Raw genomic sequence first — 15876 nt, forward strand, 5'->3', positions numbered from 1 at the left:
AACACCCATTTTTTCGACAGACGCACCATGCGCCGCAGCGGCGAAACGACGACGATTTACTCGCGCACGCTAATCCAAGATTCCTTGCGTCTTGGCTTCTTCATCGGCGCTGGACTTGGCATCCTGATCGGGGCGGCGGTCGGCGTCTACTTGCACGAGAACCTTCTCTGCCAAGCTGTTGGTTTGAGTGTTGGAGGAAGTCTTGGTGCTTTGAGCGGTTGGCGCAGCGGACTGAAGCGAGCCCGGATGGCGGCTTCGCAGGTTTCAGTCGGCTAACAACTTCTACGCTTAGAAGTTGAAGTAGTAGTAAATGAAGATCCGCTTTTGGTCTTCATCACGCGTGACGACGTACTGGTCCGCTTCTTCCCCTTCCTGATATCGGCGACTGGCCCACATCCGGGCGTTTCCTTTCTTGCCGATCCACCACTCGTCAGGTAGTCCGTCGATGTCGGACTGCGTACTCATCCGAATCGTCTTGGCGGGCGACAATTCCAAGTGGCGCGTCAGAAAGTCGATCGCCGCATCCGAGTCAGGCAGACGAATGATCGCCTTTTCGTCCGGCATCACGTCAAATCGATAGACTTCCCACTGGGAAGGGCCGAGCCCTTCTTCTTGCATGGCGGTTGAGAGCATCCGAATCGGTTCGGGCCAGATGGTTGGATCAGGGAGCGTCTCAGCATGGCTGGCGCTTCGCCATCCATAGATTTTCAGACCGAAGAGAACCGCTTGCGTCGCCAGAATGAGCGCGGCGCAGAGGATCAAGAGAAACAACGTTAGTCGTTCGGCCGGTATCGAGTTCGAATCTCCACGTTTCACAACTGTAGCCCAATCAACTTGGCGCTCGCGATGGCGACCAGGCTGCCATCCAAAGCGACGGCTCGCTTCACGATTTCTTTCCGCTCCGGCGAACTGGAGGGAAGAACTCCGCCAAGTGCGCACAGCAGCCGGCTTTCGAGGTCAGGCTCGCTGACCAGTTCCAATCCTTTCCGGTAGGCGGCGATCGCTTGCTCGTGATCTTCGGCGAAGTTGCCGGCGAACAGATAGAGAGGGGCGAAGTCGGGATAGGTTTCGATTCCGCGATTCGCAACCTCGCGGCCTTGCTCCGGCGGAAGTCCTCCGTCGTCGAGCAGACGGAGCAGCTGAAACTCATCCTGCGAGATCGTCCCTTGCTCCAAACCGTCGGCCAGCCAGTAATCGGTGCGGCTGCGGAACCAACCCGGAGCGAGCCGCTCCACTTCGGCGTAGGCCTGACGAGCCTGGTCATAGGCGCCCATTTCCGACAGGCACATCCCCGATTGATAGACCGGATCAGGATCGTACGGATCGACCTCGCTGGCGGCGTAGTACTTCTCCAGCGCATCGGCCAATTGGCCGTCGGTCGCCAACTGGTTCGCCTGACTGGTCAGCACCATCACTTTATGGAGCGGAATTCGATTGCGGCGAAACTCAAACCGGTAGCTGCCGTCGGTGATCGTGGAGATCTCCTCGAGCTCCTGCTCCTTGTCGTCATGAATGCAGACGACGCGGCAGAGCGGTTCCCCCTGGCGAAGCAAGCGAAGGCGCCGCTCGGTATGCGTCGTCGGTTGCTGATATTTGCGTTCGGTCTCCAGCAGTCGCTCGGCGGTGGCGATCGCCTGACCGTCGTCGAGATAGCGGTGAACTTCCAAAAGGTTGCGGAGATAGGCGATTTCCCCTTCGCCGTCTCCGATATCGAGGCAAAGTTTCAGCGCCGTCTGAAAGGGTTCGATCGCTTCCGCGACGCGGCCTGAGCCAAACAACAGTTCTCCCAGCCGCCCGTTGAAAAAGGCCTCGTATTGGCGAGCCGGCGGGCCGCGAAACTTGCTGGTCTCTTTTGCGAGTTCCTCTGCTTCGGAGATGAGCGCGTCATACTCCAATCGCTCCAACCGCTCAGGCATGTCGTTGAACCAACGATCCCATTTCACAAAGGGATTGTCGTCGTCGACGCGCTGCATCCGGTTGATCAGTTCCGGGGCGCCGCACTGCTGGGCCAGACACTGAGCGATCGTGATCACGCAGCGCATGTGATGATCGAGCGCCTGATCGTCCTCCAGGATCTCTTGCGGCGCTCGCAGGAACGTTTCCAGGTTCTCGGCGACTTGCTGTTTGTGCTGCTGGCACGCCGCCTTCAGTTTGGACTTGGAGCCGGACGCAACGGCGGCGAATAACTTGTCACGCAGCTGCTCGGCGGTTAATGGCTCCGGCTTCGTGCGAGTAAATGGCCACATCGGCGGCATTCCTGACAGTAGTGGAGCGATTGCCGGTCGTAACCAACAATCGTGACGGGGAGGAGACGAGCGAAAGAAGGGTTGTGCCGGGGGCGGTACGACTTTGATCCTAACCGATTGTTGCGGAGGCGTTCAACAATTCTGCACGCGAAATCGACAGAGGGTTATGCGCTAGCCAGTTCTAACATCGTGCTCACGGTTCGCCAGTTTCGCGCGGTCGTCGCGACGCCGAGATGACGATCAACTTTCGCCGCCAGCTTCGAGCGACCAATGCCGCTCGGCGCGTGCAGATAGAAGACATCGTCTTTGAGCTGAAACGACTCGTCCGCCGCTTTCAGCGTTTCGAGCGCCGCCAGATCGGGTTTCTTCGCTTTGTCCGTCAGAAAGAAGAAGTGGAGCGATTTGTGATCGTCTTCCGCTTCTGGGAAAGGATTCGCGGCGACGATCGTTTTCAGCTGATGTTGCTCCAGCAACACGACGAGCGGGGCGAAGCCTTTGGCCTGTTCGATGGCGGCGGTGATTTCGGTCGCCAACTTGGTACGGCTGCGACTCTTGGAGTCGAACGCCGCGTTGCCGCTTTGGATGTAGGTTTTGACCTGCGTGCAGCCGAGCGACTCGAGGATCGCGGTCAGCTCTTTCATCGGCAGCTGGTTATTGCCGCCGACGTTGATGCCGCGAAAGAAGGCGCAATAGCTCGGCATGGCTGACTCTACTTATCGTCGGCTTCGTCGGCCGGCACTTCGGTCCAGGGATTTTCCCAGCGTCCCCAGCCAGACAGATACTCTTGGAAGACGGCGGTTTCGGAGGCGTGGTCTTCCAGCCACTTCTTGGTTTGCTCGATCAACACCTGTTCACGTTCCAGGGAAATCATGCCGAGCAGCACCGCCGTCCGGAGGAAGACGAAGTAGGTATCGAGCACGTCGCAGCGGCAATAGTCGTTGATCTCAGCCAGTCGTCCTTCGTCGTACAGATCCTGAACCATGTCCCCTTCGATCCCCATCTTCCCGGGCTTGCCGAGCAAGTTGGCCGCCAGGTTTAGTCCGCCGGTAAAGCGCGTTGCGCCGTAGTTGGTCAGCACATCGTGCAGGTCAAAGTGGGCGTCGACGTTGTAGCGGTTGCGGGGCTGCTCGAAGCTTTTGCCGTGGACCTGAAACCACTCCGGCACGCTGATGCCGAAGCGAAACGCGGCCAGTTCCAAGAGGGGAATGTCGAACGAGCGGCCGTTGAAGGTGACGAAGGTGGGACGGCGATACGCTTTCCAGCCGCGCCAGAAGTTCTCGGCAATGACCGGCGGGCGAAACTTCGGCTCGTCGAGCAGGACCTGGTCGACCAGGTTGAACTCGGCGTCGACCTTGGCGATCGCGACCGAGACCGGGATCTGAAAGGTGTAGGGAATGAAGTCCGATCCCTTTTCGGCCATCAGTTCGGCCCGAAAGCGAGCGATCGCCTCTGGGGGCGTCAGCCCTTCGCCGGGATATTTGATCTTCGAGACGAGCGCCCCGTCAGCGACGCTTTCGATGTCAAAGACGAAATAGCGAATCGGATTGCCGTTCATCGTGCGAGTCCTTCCTGCAGAGTATTGCCGTGCAGGTTACCAGATTCGCGCGAAGAAGGCGATTGGAGCCGGAAAAGCGGAAAGCGGAAAATAGTAGCCCGAGGCGCGAGCCGAGGGAATGCGGCACAAAGCGATCGGCAAGTCGGAGTTGCGAGCAAGCGCCCGCAGCACATCTTCGTCCGCTTTCCGCTTTCCCGTTTCCGCTTTTCTTCCCCTACCGCATCGCCATCACTTCCCGCGGCGTATAGCAACTCTCCAGCGTCTCGATCTCCTCGTCGGTCAGCACAATCTCTAACGCCGCCAGGGCGTCTTCCAAGTGCTGGAGCTTCGAGATCCCGACGATCGGCGCGGTGATGACCGGGTTGCTCATCACCCAGGCTAATGCGATCTGCGCCATCGGGACTTCGCGGGCCGCGGCGATCGCTTCGACGGTATCGATGATCGGGCGGTCGAGGTCGGCCGTTTTGGCGAAGAGCTTGTTCGCATAGTCGTCGTTGGTCGAACGGTTGGTCGCCTGCTGGGCGGTCCAAGGGCGGGCCAGTTTGCCGCGAGCGATCGGGCTCCAGGGAATAACGCCGATTCCTTCTGCGGCGCACAGCGGCAGCATTTCCCGTTCTTCCTCGCGGTAGAGGAGGCTGTACTGCGGCTGCATCGTCGCGAATCGGGTCCAACCATGTGCGTCGGCCAGGTAGAGCGACTTGGCGAACTGCCACGCGAACATCGACGAAACGCCAAGGTAACGAACCTTGCCGGCCTTCACGACGTCATGCAGCGCTTCAAGCGTTTCCTCGATCGGCGTGTGGTAGTCCCAGCGATGAATCTGGTAGAGATCGATGTAGTCGGTACCGAGTCGACGTAGACTATCGTCGACCGCGGTGAAGATCGCTTTTCGCGAGAGCCCGCCGCAGTTGGGACGTTTTTTCCACGAGAAGAAAACCTTGGTGGCGATCACCACTTCGTCGCGTGGCGCGAATTCTTTGAGTGCGCGACCGACGATCGCTTCGCTGGTGCCGGCCGAGTAGGAGTTGGCGGTGTCAAAGAAGTTGATCCCTGCGTCCCACGCCCTTTCGAGAAAAGGGCGGCTTTCGGGCTCGTCGAGCGACCAAGGATGTCCGCCTTGATCGGGAACGCCGTAGGTCATGCAGCCGAGACAAAGGGGCGAAACCTTCAGGCCGGTTTTGCCAAGTTGGACGTATTCCATGAGCGGTCTCCAGATGGGGATTTGATGGGTCGCTCATCGCCAGAAAAAGGTCCGGCGAAGTTTTTTTCTTAAATTTGACTGGCAGTCCTGGTACGATCGAGCGGCAATTACAATCGGACTTGCCCCGACGACAATCTCTGTTTTCGACGATGGAAAATCTATGCTTGGAATTATGGTTAGCGTTGCGATTCTCACCTTCGGGATCATGATGGTCGACGAAGATGAAGTGAGTCTCGGTAAGTCGGTGGCGTTCGCCTTGGGGTCATCGCTCGTACTTGGATTGGCGCTGGGAGCGATGGTGAGCGCGATGGGATTAATTGGGCTAGTGGTCTGGTTGGTCTTGGCGCCGATCATCGTCACCGTCGGGATTTGGCTTGTCTTCAATCTTGACCCAAAGCGAGCGGCATTTGTCGCGGCGGTCTATATCGTCGGCAACATTATCTATCGCGTCACGATCATGTACGCGTTTGCGGCGTAGGCGACCACTAAGCGCCGGCGGCTGACAGGCTCTCCTTTAACTGGGCGATATCGCGAGCCGGCGGTGCGCCGAACATCCGACGATATTCGCGACTGAACTGCGAGGCGCTTTCGTAACCGACGCGCGTGCTGGCGGTCGAAGCGTCGACCGAGTCGCTCAGCATCAAACGCCGCGCTTCCTGTAGTCGAATCTGCTTTTGATATTGCAGCGGGCTCATCGACGTCACCGCTTTGAAGTGATGATGAAACGCCGAGGCGCTCATCCGCGCTTGACGTGCGACCGTATCAATCTTGAACGGCTCAGCGAAGTTGCGTTTGAGGTAATGGATCGCTTTGCTGATCCAGTGCAAGTGACTATCGGCCGCCGCGATTTGACGCAGCGGCGCACTGTGCGGACTGAGGAGGAAGCGATAGAGCATCTCCCGCTCGACCAGCGGGGCGAGGTAGGGGAGCTCCTTCGGGTTCTCCAGCAGCTTCAGCATGCGAACGGCGGCGTCGGCCAGTTCGTCGCTCATGGCGCCGATTGAGAGCCCACGCGTCGTTTTCGTTTCCTGGACGTACGGAACTTCCATTTCCAGAATCAGCTGACTGAGTTGGGACGGATCGAGATCAATCTTGAGCGAGAGAAACGGCTTCTCCGGCGAGGCTTCGATCACTTGGCCGGTCACCGGCAGATCGACCGAGATCGCCAGGCAATCGCCGCCGGCGTAACCATCGATCTCGTCTCCCAGGATGATTTGCTTTCTCCCCTGGGCGATCACACAAAGGGCCGGTTCGTACAGCGTGTGGACCGGCAACGTCGGTTGCGACGTCCGGATTAGCGAAAGCGGGGCGTAGGCGGTCCGGTGAAGGCCGTCGGCGTCGACGAAGCGATCGATCAGGGCAATCAGCTGGGTCAGGTCAGCCGGCATCGTTTCCTCCCGGTTGGGACAGGGGCGAAGGATCGGACAAGCGACGATCCGCGATCCTCTCGAATTATCTGCTTCAGATACGCGGGAGAAAACCGCGATTGCAGGATTAGGCAAAGATCGGAGAGGATCGATCCAGGGGAGGGTAGCGGCTATGGGGTGGTAGTCCGGTTCTGGCGTAAGGACTACAGGCTGCGGAGGAACGCAATCAGCGCCGCTTGTTCTTCGGCGCTCAGATCACGCGGCAGTTGGTGTTTTTGCTTGCCGACCACTTCTTCGAGCGTGACGCCGCTGCGGTCGTGGAAGTAGGGGCCGCGATGGCCGACGCCGAGGAGGGAGGGAGGATTGAACTCCTCGTTCCCTTTCTTGTCGTGGATGCCGACGTCATACGTCTCGGGCGTGGTGTAGGTCGGCGGAGCGTGGCACTGAACGCAGCTCAGTTCGGTGAAGAGCGCTTTGCCGGCGGCGACTTGGGCGTCGTCGCGGGTTCCTTGCAGCTCGTCGATCGGTGGCGGCACGGTCAGCGTTTCCAGAAAGGCGGCCAGGTGATCCGCTTGTTCGTCGGTGATGTCTTCCCCTCGCATCGTTTCGACGATCGACTTGTGGATTTGCTCCTGGAACGTCGCCTTCTTGCCGAGCCAGCCATACGGCGCCGTGTCGCGCTGGCCGAGGAGCGACAGAATCCGCTTTGGCGCGCCGTACGATTCGTCACTTAGATTGTCATTAGCCAGGCCGTTGGCATGTCCGTCGGTGTGGCAACTGTGGCAAGACATCCAACCTTCGAGCGATAGCCCGCGATAGAAGATCCGCTCGCCATGTTCGGCTGGGGTCCGCTCGCGAACCGGGCCAAGCGAAATCACGCCGACTCGCTCTCGCTTTTTCACGTCGACGATCGAGATCGTATCGTCGAGCGAGTCGGCGGCGTAAACCAGTTGCTCATCGGCCGAGAAAATCACATCGGTCGGTCGGGCGCCGACTTTGACGCGCCAGATGCCGTAGGCGTGATCTTTGCCGATGGCGACTTGGTTGGTCGCGCCCATCGCAACGGCGTAGTCGTCGTTTGACGCGATCGCGATGCCGGTCGGGTCGCCGCTGCCGACGCCGGGTTCGCCGATCGAGTGCATCCGATTCCCTTCGTACAGATTGGAATCTTGCTTGACTAACGCGTCGACCATCAGCCAACGAATATCGTTGGTCATCACCAGGCCCCAGTGGATGTCGTTGTCGTTGGTGTAGGCCAACTCGCTGAGCATTTGATGGGCGAGAGCGACGCTATTTCCATCGTCGGCCGGGTGGAGACGTTGGATGTTGTGAGCCGGAAATTGATTGATCGCCTGAACCGACAGATCTCCGCTGGCCAGGGCCGCCAGGTTGCCGCCGAACCCGTCGGCGACGATCAGCGTGTCGCGCTGCGGCAAAAGGAGCAACTCGCGCGGTGCGAAGGGGAGGGTGATCCGTTTCGTCTCGCGCCACTGGTCTGCAGCTTTTTCGAGCCGCGTCACTTGCTTCGGCCAGAGGGAAGTGACGTAGATCGTCTGGCCATCCTCCGAGGCGGCGGTGCGCTGCGGATAGGGAGGAACGGCGCACCGTGAAACGACCGAGACCTGGTCGTCGACCAAAGCGATTTCAATCACTTCATGGGCGACCGGATCGGTCAGCAGGTAGTGATCATTTGGCAGCGAAGTGAGCGACGTGACGCTTTGGCCGACGCGGAACTCACCAACTGTCTCCCGCTTCTCCAGGTCGATCAGCGAGACGCTGCCGCTGTTGCGGTTGGCGGTCAACAAGCGATCGCCGCCGCTCGACATCGCCAAACGTTGCGGATGGCGAAGGTCGGCGCGCTTTAGATCGAGAGATTCGGCGCCGATAACAGCGGAGGCGAGAAGCAACGTGATCAGGGGGAGGCCGGGCATGCGGCGTACCTGCGGTAGGAGGAAAGGCGGGCCCCTTCAGTTTCTCATAGGCTTCTGCCGGTCACAAGAGAAGTTGTAGAATCAATTGAGAGCCGTCGGCCCCCCGGAAGACGGCCAAATGCGAATATATCCCCATTTTGACGAGATTTTGCGTTGGTCGACATCGCTGCACTCCGAGACGTGATCAGTCTGTTCTGGCGACTACGCATCGCCGTGGCTGGCGATTTGACCCTGCGTCGCACGCTGCAGGTCTCTGATGATGGGCTCGTCGCGAAGGAAGAAGACTCTGTCGGCGGCATCGGGCTGGTCCTTTCGGCGCTGAATGACCTGACGGTTCAACTGCGGGTCGCGGTCACCGTGGTGGGAGATGACGGGGTCTGGTTCGACCTGAAACAGCATTTCGCGGAGCTCACTTTTTCGACCGACTATCTGCAGATTGACCGGCGCTGGACGACGCCAGTCGACTACCAGATTTACGAAGGGGACGTCGTGCGTCAGTGGCGATTGCGACATGACGGTCCACTGGATGAATCCCTGTCGCTGCCGCTGCAAATGCAATTGCGAGTCGCGAGTCGTCAGCATGACGGGCTGATCGTGGTCGATCAGGCGGGGGAGCAGGAAGCGGGGATCGTGGATGACGAACTCCGCCGCGTTGTGCGGAGCATCGCCGAGCAGGAAAAGCGCAAACGGCTGGTCGTCTGGAGCGGCGCTCCGCTCGGGCAATATGCCGGTTGTTGGCGGTACGTAGAGCCGGGCGAACTGGCCAATTCGCTCGTGGAAGGCGGCTTGGAAGGGGTAGCCGCCGCCGCGACCGAGCACCGCGAAACCTACTTCCTGCAGAGCGATGATGGCCTGATCGTCGCATCGCCGGGGGCTCCGGCCGCATTAGTTCGGGTGAAGAGGTCAACCGAGTTTTCGCCGCACTGCGTCCTGGCTGCGATTGCGGCGGCGGCCATCGCGGGGGCGGATCCGTTGGGCGCAGCGCAGATTGGGGCGGCGGCCGCGACGCTATCAGCTCCTGTCACAACCGGCGCAATCGCCAAAGTAATCGAAAAAATCTAGCCTTTTGGGGGAGCGGTAATTATTATCTAGCGACACTGTGAGCTATTTTCCGATGTTCTGCGTGACTTTCGGGAGAAATCGCTTTGACCGTTCTTGTTACCGGCTCGACCGGCCTGGTCGGCAATAATGTAGTCAGGCTACTGCTTGGCGAGGGGCGAAAAGTGCGCGTGGTCGTTCGACCCGAGTACGAAACGCGTCCGCTCGAAGGGCTCGACGTGGAGATCGTCCACGGCGACGTCTGTGATCGTGAAAGTCTCCACGCCGCGATGCAGGGAGTCGATCTCGTCATCCATAGCGCCGGCAACGTTCACATCGGTTGGACGGGGAAAGAACGTTCGGAAAAGGTCAACGTCGGCGGCACGAAGAACATCGCCGAAGCGACTCGCGAGGCAGGCGCCAAGCTGGTGCACGTATCGAGCGTCGACGCTCTCGGCGCCGGGCTCCATAACAAAGCGGCCGACGAAGAGACGATCTACGTCCAGAATCCTCCGATTCCCTACGTCGTGACGAAGGCGGCCGCCGAGGTCGAAGTGCGGCGCCAGATCGAGCGAGGTCTGCACGCGGTGATCATCAATCCTGGCTACATGCTTGGCCCGTGGGATTGGAAACCTTCTAGCGGTCGCATGCTGCTGGAAGTGGTGAAAGGAAAACCGATCATGGCCCCGCGCGGCGGTACGACCGTCTGCGACGTCCGTGACGTAGCGACCGGAATCGTGGCGGCCGCCGAAAAGGGACGCTGCGGCGCCAATTACATCCTAGGCGGCGAGAACATGACTTACCTGGAACTGTGGAAGCAGTTCGCGGAAGTCGCCGGCAACATCAAACCGATTTGCCGGATGGGGCCGCTGATTGCGATCGGCGCCGGCGTGGTTGGCGATATCTGGTCGAAGGTGTCTGGGACCGAGGGAGGAGTCAACTCGGCGGCTCTCCAGATGTCGAGCGTCTACCACTACTATTCCAGCCGTCGCGCGGAAGAAGAGCTTGGCTATCAGGTCCGCCCGGCGAGCCAGTCGATCGTCGACGCGTGGGAGTGGTTCCGATCGCATGGCTACGTCAAGAATCTTTCGCCCGAGAAAGAGCGGAAGAAGTCGCCTCCGGTTATGACCGAAGCGTAGAGGTTACTTGCTCGCCTTCTTCGTCGGCGGGGGCGTTGCGCTGTCGGAAACCGGCTGCGTCGAAAAGCTCTCGCGAACCGAGCCGATGCGACCGTCGCCGACGGCGTCGATCGTAATCCGATACTTGCCCGGCTCTTTTGGCAGTTGGAAGGTGAGGGTCGCGGCTCCGCTTACGTCGGTTTGAACCAACGGCGCCCAGTAGATCGTCTCCGGGGCCGGTTCTGGTCCGCGCAAACCATCGTTATCACGTTTGTCGGCGTCGCCGTACGCGTAAGCGCGGTAGTAGAAGTCTTTGGCTTGTTGTTTCTCGGCGGCGCCTTTGTCATTGAGGTTCGCGGCCGGCTCTTCCGCTTGCGTCGGCGGCTTGGCGCCGCGCGAGAGCATCATTCCCGGCGCTGGCGTCTGCGCGGGCGCGTTAGCAGGTTGGCCCCCCGCTCCGGGAGCGGCGAACTCCATGCCTCCGCGAGTCTGGCCTCCGCCGAATCCACCGCCATAACCGCCGGCGGCGCTTTGCATCTGCTGTTGATCCTGCTGGGCGAAGCCCGACTGCTGCGAGGCCGCCTTGCGGAGACCATATTCGGTGGCGCCGATCGCCTGGTTGCGGTTCAACAGTTCTTGCTCCACCCCCGACGAATTGGCCGCGCCGCGACGTTGTTGCAATTGTCCTAACGCACGATTCGACTTCTGGTCGGACAGCGAATAGCGAGCTTGCGAATTGCCGGCGTAATCGCTGCGGAGCATCGCGTCGTCAGTTGGGCGAGCGGCGCCCATCGAGTCCATCATTGGCGCAGGAGGCGCAATATCTCCGGATAGTCGTGAGGACGATTCTTTCTTCGCTTCCGCCGCGCCGCTGGCGATTTCCCGCTGCCGCATCGTTTCGTCGAGTTTCCGTTCCTCCATCGAATTGAGCGCCGGAGTTGGATTCGCGATCGCCGGGGCCACCGGTTCTGAGGCTGGAGCGGCGGCCATCGGAGGAGCCGGGGCCGTTTCGAGCGGCGCCGCCATAGGCCTGGCTGACATTTCAGGTAGACTACCCGATTCGGCGAGTTGCTCCACCTTGGCTTCGGCAGCCTTGGGCTTCATCGCGGATTCAGAGAGGGGCTCAAACTCCTGCATCTTGAGTTCTTCTACTTCCGCTTCTTCGTGAGCACGATCTTGCGTTTGCGCGGTCGCCATTTTCTTCTCCCCGCCCATCGCGCCGACCGGCATTCCTTCCAATTCCACGTCGGCCATTTCGGACATGACCGATTCCGCGGTCACGTTGGGATAAGCGGACGAAGGAGCGGCCGTCGGAAGCGGCGCCGGAGCTTGCGGCGCACTGCGTATCGCGACCTGATCGCCGGTGATCAGAGAACTGCTTTCCAGCGCCGACAGATTCAAAATGGCGATTGCGACGACCGCGACCGAAGCGAACGCGATCGCAGGTCCCCAGAACCAGGCAGGTCCAGCCGATTTCAGCATCACCAATAGGATCAGACCGAACATCGTGGCGACTGCAGCGGCGAAGACCCATGGCGTCAGATTGACGCTGGGGCGAACCGTAGCCACGGGCGCTTTTGCGCGAGTCGACTTCGCAAACTTCTCCGCGGCCGGAGCGACTTTATTCTTGAGCAGCAAGATCGGCAACTCGGTGATCGCTTCGTCCACACCGGTGGCGAATCCGCTCGACATCGCGGCCAACTCTGCGGCCGGCACGGCTTGTCGATTATCGTCGTAAAAGCCACGATTGTCGGCTTTCACAAATTGCCGCCAACCGTCGGTCGCCAGGATGTAGTCGAGCTCTTTCTCGGCTGCATCGTCGTCACGGAGGAGCGCTTGCGGATCTTGTAGTTCCTCTGGACGCTGGAGCCGCTTGGTCAGTAGTTGTGCGGCGAGGAGCGTTGGCGATTGTTGCGTGGTGTGGACGAAGGCGTTTTCGTTGACGACGGCGACGCCGAGAGCTGCCGAAGTCGGCTGCCCCGCTTCATCTTTGGTGGCGACTTGAATGTTGACGTGATCGCCTGCGGCGTATTCGTCCTGCAGATCAGCGGTTTCAATTTGCAGCTGGCGTTGCGGTCGGCGGAAGACCATTCGTTCGGCGAGCGGCTTCACCTGGCCTGATTGGTCGGCGGCGTACAGCGTCACTTCGCCGGCGCCGGCGATTTCGGCCGGCACGTCCAAACGAACGCGGGTCGACTTCAGCGTTTGCGGAACGGCGAAGAACTGCTGCGTTACCAAGGCGCCGTTGTTGTAGTAGGCCAGTCCATATCGCTGATTGGCGTCGCGGCTGACCACTTCCACTTCCAGCGGCTCGTCGGCATTAATGACTGGATCGGGAACTTTGATCGTCGCCACGTCGGTTGCGCTCGGGGTCGGCAAATCAGCGACCACCATGTTCTCGCCGAGATCAGCGGTCAGGCGATAGTTTTGGTCCGGCTGCGGAGTAAAGTCGAACTGGCCGCGGCCGCGATATTTCGTTTCGGCCTGGGCAATCACTTCTTCTCGGTCGTTGACGATGGCGCCTTTCAGCTCGATTGGCTTGCCGTTGGCGTCGGCGGCATGAAAGTAAACGCGATTGTTGAGCCCGGCGACTAAATTGCCCCCTTCCGGATAGAAGTTGACGTCGACCGTTTGCGGCTCCAGCGGAATCGGCGCCGCGTACGCCCAGCTTTGATCAGCGTTAGCGAAATAGAGGTGATGCGTCACGTTCGCCGCGGCGCTGCCGGCTAGTTGCAGCTTGACGTTCGCTTCGCCATCTTTTGACGTTTCAATCTCTTGCGGCTGGTCGATGATTTGGCCGTCGACGATCTGCAGCATCTGCAGCTTCTGGTTGGCGAGCGGTTGTCCCGTTTGAGTCTGCAATTGCAGCGACGCCGCGATCTCTTCGCCGGGAGCGAACCAGTCGCGAGCGAAATTGAGCCGTGCGTTCCAGACCGGAGGCGCCAGCGGATCGACCTGGAACCGGGTGACGTCGGCGACGCCGTCGGCGTTTTTGGCGATCAGCGAATAATTCCCCGCGACGACGTCCGGCGGCAAAGCCCACATGCTGGCGGCGACGCCTTGACGCGTTTCTCCCTGATCGACGAAGCCGGCGACCCGCTTTTGCTGCGGATCGAGGATGTCAAATTCGACCGGCCCGTCGACCGGTTGTTGCGTCTGGCTGGTCAGCGTGTTGCTGCGCCAACGGATGATATCGCCGGCGCGAACGAGCGGGCGATCGAGCGCCAGCGAGGTGACCGTCGCCGGAGGAGCGGCGGCGAGTTGCGGCGATTTGACCTCGACCAATTCGCGCCCTTGCTTCGCTTTGACTTCAAGCGTGAGGTCGCTGAGCGCCTGATCAGCCGGCAGTTCAAACTTCGCCACGCCGTTGTTAGCGATCTGCTTGCCGGCGGCGACCGTTTCACCTTGCGGCGAGATGAAGTTGTAGGTGATTTCCGCGGGATCCGTCGCGCGAGCTTCGTTGCGAATCGAAACGGCGAATCGATTGGAGACTTCGCTGTTCAAAACGCGCGGACCGGCGACTTCCAGCTCAATCGCCGACGAACGCATCCCCGCCATGGTAACGGCGTCGCTATCGGCGTCGACGGCGGCGTCAACGGCAGGGGCTGATTCCGACGTGCTCATCGCCACGTGGCTGGGTTGGTTCATCACGACCGCGGCGGCGCTGGCCAAGATTAACACGGCGGCGGCGAGCGCGGTGAACGCCTGCATTGTCCGGACGAATCCCCCCATCGATCGCGAGCGTTCGACCCGTTCTTCTTCTTTCGCCAGTTTCTTCCAGGCGGCGAAGTCGGGCATCGGCGCCACTGGCATTCGAACGGCCGACGCTAACAAATCGGTCTGCTCTTTCATTTCGGCGTAGGCCCGGGCAAGCTCCGGATCTCTACCGATACGGCTAGCCAGCTGCGACGCTTCTTCAGCGGAGAGCAAGCCGTAAATCAGCTCGAGCAGTTGTTGTCGGTTTTCGTCGTGATCGGTCATCGAACTATCGTGAGGTAAACGCTGGTAGGCGAACTTCCTTAACGGGAACTCCAGGGGGCGGGGTTCTTAATGCGGCGCGTCGGCCTTGGTGGGAGCCAGGATCGTGCGAAGCTTTTCCAGGGCCATCCGCATTCGGGTTTTGACCGTACCGGAGGGGATGTCCAACGCTACGGCGATCTCGTCATACGTCATGTCACCGTTCTGACGAAGCAGGAACACTTCCCGTTCTTCGTCTCGCAGCTCCATCACGGCAAGCCGCATCCGGTCGATCTGCTCGGCTTGCTCCACCTTCTTCTCTGGCGAAGCGTGCGGACTGACGACCGTTTCTTCTTCCGAGGCTAAATGCTGGCGCTTGCGGCGCCAGGCGCTTTCACGATGATCGCGACCGGTATTGATCGCAATTCGGAAAATCCAGGCGCGTACATTTTCAATTTCGGGCAGTTTGTCTTGGTTCCGCCAGCATTTGATGAAGGAGTCTTGCAGGGCGTCGCGGGCATCCTCCATATTGCCTAGGAGGTGGTACAAGGCTCCCAATAACTCGCCGTGGAGGCGCGCGAACACGTCCTCCAACGATTCCTGCTGTTTCCGGCAGGTCCGAGTTTTGTTCCCTTGACCGAGCTTCGCCACGTTTCGCCCTTCACCTGTTAGACGACTGCTGGATGCGGCCAGATTTCGCCGCGGAGACGATTTTCAGTTATTTTGACCGAAATCGCCAGTCAGTGACGCATTCTGGTCGACAATTACCCCTTGTTTGGCCTGAAAAGGGGTCATTCTTGCGGTTTCCCCCCAATCCTGACGATAATTAAACCCATGTGGCCTGAAGCCGAAAAGACGGAACAACTGATCCAGGACGCCAAAGAGGGCGACTCTGATGCCCGAGATAAGCTCCTCGAGCGGCATCGCGACTCGCTGCGCCGGATGGTTGAGATGCGATTGGATCGCAAAATCCGCCGCCGGGTCGACGCCAGTGATGTCGTTCAAGACGTCCTGGTCGAGGCCAATCGCCGCCTGGCCGACTATATGGCCAACCCGGTGATGCCGTTTCATCTCTGGCTGCGGCATCTAGCCCAGGACCGGATCATCGACGCCCATCGCCGCCATCGCGGCTCGCAAAAGCGGAGCGTCGACCTGGAGCAAAACATTGCGACGCCGGTTAACGTCGATCAGTCTTCGATCAACATCATCGCCCAAATCTGCGATGGCGAAATGACTCCGGCCGCGGCCGCCACGATGAGCGAACTGCAGGCCCGCTTCGAGCAGGCGATCGCGCAGCTCGATGAACAAGACCGCGAAGTGGTGGTGATGCGCCACTTTGAACAGCTCTCGAACCAGGAAGTCGCCGCGGCGCTTGGTTTGTCGGCCGCCGCCGCCAGCATGCGTTACCTACGCGCCTTGCGTCGGTTGCGAGGGTTGTTGGGAGAGCCGACCGGCGAGTAGAT

At 60.2% G+C, this 15876-nt stretch carries 14 protein-coding genes; 5 read left to right on the forward strand and 9 right to left on the reverse strand.

From position 1 onward, the window contains the following. Positions 1-27: 27 nt before the first annotated feature. A complete protein-coding gene (locus LOC68_RS17245; protein ID WP_230221026.1) occupies positions 28-276 on the forward strand; it encodes a hypothetical protein in 249 nt (82 codons plus the stop codon). A 12-nt stretch (positions 277-288) separates the two neighbouring features. Here the strand turns inward: LOC68_RS17245 and LOC68_RS17250 are convergent, their stop codons facing one another. The 5 genes from LOC68_RS17250 to LOC68_RS17270 all read right to left on the reverse strand — a co-directional run bounded on the left by LOC68_RS17250 (position 289) and on the right by LOC68_RS17270 (position 5002). Continuing rightward, entirely contained in the window at positions 289-816 is a 528-nt protein-coding gene (locus tag LOC68_RS17250; RefSeq protein ID WP_230221028.1) for a hypothetical protein, read from the reverse strand. After that, positions 813-2246 (reverse strand): tetratricopeptide repeat protein, encoded by a 1434-nt coding sequence (locus LOC68_RS17255; RefSeq protein ID WP_230221030.1) that lies wholly within the window; start codon positions 2244-2246, stop codon positions 813-815. The genes LOC68_RS17250 and LOC68_RS17255 overlap by 4 nt, the downstream gene beginning before the upstream one ends. 164 nt (positions 2247-2410) lie before the next feature. Continuing rightward, the gene (locus tag LOC68_RS17260) at positions 2411-2947 is read right to left on the reverse strand and encodes a DUF1697 domain-containing protein (protein WP_230221032.1); all 537 of its coding nucleotides are present in this window, start codon (positions 2945-2947) and stop codon (positions 2411-2413) included. A gap of 8 nt (positions 2948-2955) precedes the next feature. Next, positions 2956-3801 carry a 3'-5' exonuclease gene (locus LOC68_RS17265; RefSeq protein WP_230221034.1) on the reverse strand — a complete coding sequence of 282 codons (846 nt, stop codon included), beginning with the start codon at positions 3799-3801 and terminating at the stop codon, positions 2956-2958. Between the two features lie 214 nt (positions 3802-4015). Further along, positions 4016-5002 carry an aldo/keto reductase gene (locus LOC68_RS17270; RefSeq protein WP_230221036.1) on the reverse strand — a complete coding sequence of 329 codons (987 nt, stop codon included), beginning with the start codon at positions 5000-5002 and terminating at the stop codon, positions 4016-4018. A 160-nt stretch (positions 5003-5162) separates the two neighbouring features. Between LOC68_RS17270 and LOC68_RS17275 the strand changes: the two genes are divergently transcribed. Continuing rightward, complete coding sequence (locus LOC68_RS17275) at positions 5163-5480, forward strand: hypothetical protein (protein ID WP_230221037.1); 318 nt, start codon at positions 5163-5165, stop codon at positions 5478-5480. A gap of 7 nt (positions 5481-5487) precedes the next feature. Here LOC68_RS17275 and LOC68_RS17280 read toward each other — a convergent pair whose 3' ends face one another. Beyond that, on the reverse strand, positions 5488-6390 hold the full coding sequence (locus LOC68_RS17280) for an AraC family transcriptional regulator (protein ID WP_230221039.1): 903 nt from the start codon (positions 6388-6390) through the stop codon (positions 5488-5490). A 182-nt stretch (positions 6391-6572) separates the two neighbouring features. After that, positions 6573-8300: a c-type cytochrome gene (locus LOC68_RS17285; RefSeq protein ID WP_230221041.1), complete on the reverse strand. Its 1728-nt coding sequence runs from the start codon at positions 8298-8300 to the stop codon at positions 6573-6575. 153 nt (positions 8301-8453) lie between these two features. Between LOC68_RS17285 and LOC68_RS17290 the strand changes: the two genes are divergently transcribed. Both LOC68_RS17290 and LOC68_RS17295 read left to right on the forward strand, forming a co-directional pair. Further along, a complete protein-coding gene (locus LOC68_RS17290) occupies positions 8454-9362 on the forward strand; it encodes a hypothetical protein (RefSeq protein WP_230221043.1) in 909 nt (302 codons plus the stop codon). An 83-nt stretch (positions 9363-9445) separates the two neighbouring features. Then, on the forward strand, positions 9446-10477 hold the full coding sequence (locus tag LOC68_RS17295; protein ID WP_230221045.1) for an NAD-dependent epimerase/dehydratase family protein: 1032 nt from the start codon (positions 9446-9448) through the stop codon (positions 10475-10477). A gap of 3 nt (positions 10478-10480) precedes the next feature. Here the strand turns inward: LOC68_RS17295 and LOC68_RS17300 are convergent, their stop codons facing one another. Further along, positions 10481-14437, reverse strand: a complete 3957-nt coding sequence (locus tag LOC68_RS17300; RefSeq protein WP_230221046.1) for a hypothetical protein — start codon at positions 14435-14437, stop codon at positions 10481-10483. Positions 14438-14503: 66 nt separating this feature from the next. Next, positions 14504-14998 (reverse strand): RNA polymerase sigma factor, encoded by a 495-nt coding sequence (locus LOC68_RS17305; RefSeq protein ID WP_230221048.1) that lies wholly within the window; start codon positions 14996-14998, stop codon positions 14504-14506. Positions 14999-15247: 249 nt separating this feature from the next. Here LOC68_RS17305 and LOC68_RS17310 point away from each other — a divergent pair, with 249 nt between their 5' ends. Then, on the forward strand, positions 15248-15874 hold the full coding sequence (locus LOC68_RS17310; protein ID WP_230221050.1) for a sigma-70 family RNA polymerase sigma factor: 627 nt from the start codon (positions 15248-15250) through the stop codon (positions 15872-15874). The last annotated feature ends 2 nt before the right edge of the window (positions 15875-15876 follow it).

The organism is Blastopirellula sediminis (genome assembly GCF_020966755.1).
GTDB classification, from domain to species: domain Bacteria; phylum Planctomycetota; class Planctomycetia; order Pirellulales; family Pirellulaceae; genus Blastopirellula; species Blastopirellula sediminis.